We start from the raw sequence: 733 nt of genomic DNA on the forward strand, positions 1-733 counted from the left end.
CTCCTTTCCGGAGTGGTTCTTAATTAAATGGCAAGATTGCAGATAAAATGTACCGCGCAAAAGTGTTATTGAAATATTACGACACGCATTGGATGTACGCTACAATTAATGTCGGAAAGCAATTCGCTGGTACAGTTCCAATTGTTTCTATGGTGTACCTAAGCGGCACTGCGACCATTAATGCAATTAATATATCTGCCGAACAAGTAAAAGATGATGGAAATGTAACTATATGGGCATATGGTAGTGGATTCGTATCTGCACATCTCTTATATGCAATGATTGATTGCAGATCTGACTAAATAATACCGTAGATCTCACACATAATCCTATCTACGCCAGGACATCCAGTGGATGTCAAAGCATGCGATCCGACGCCAGAAGCGGTAATCGTATCTCCGGAAATCATAACGGATGCCACATAAACATCCGTGGCAGATCCGGAATCGTTACCGCCAATAAAGCGGATCCAGTCTTTCCAGCCGCTTGAGCTGTCGTCCTTACAGCGAATCCCAAGTGCCATTGATACGCCGCCATCAAATCGGCATACAAACAAAGTATACTTGCTCCAATTTGGCGACATTCCTGTGGCTGTTTTCTTGCTAGCCAACTTGCCGGACCACAACAATTCATGGTGAAAAAAGCTTGGCTTATTGCCATTTAATTAAGAACCACTCCTTTGAATCTAAAGTTAATAGTTACTATATAAAAGCGCATAACAAAAGCACCCGAC

Annotated in this window: 1 protein-coding gene; it reads right to left on the bottom strand. The window is 42.3% G+C overall.

Annotated elements, in window-relative coordinates; all coding sequences use genetic code 11:
* Positions 1–298 precede the first annotated feature (298 nt).
* Positions 299–610: a hypothetical protein gene (locus DWZ93_RS14610; RefSeq protein WP_147364685.1), complete on the bottom strand. Its 312-nt coding sequence runs from the start codon at positions 608–610 to the stop codon at positions 299–301.
* Positions 611–733: the final 123 nt, after the last annotated feature.

It is taken from the genome of Dorea sp. AF36-15AT, assembly GCF_003477705.1.
GTDB lineage: Bacteria > Bacillota > Clostridia > Lachnospirales > Lachnospiraceae > Claveliimonas > Claveliimonas ammoniilytica.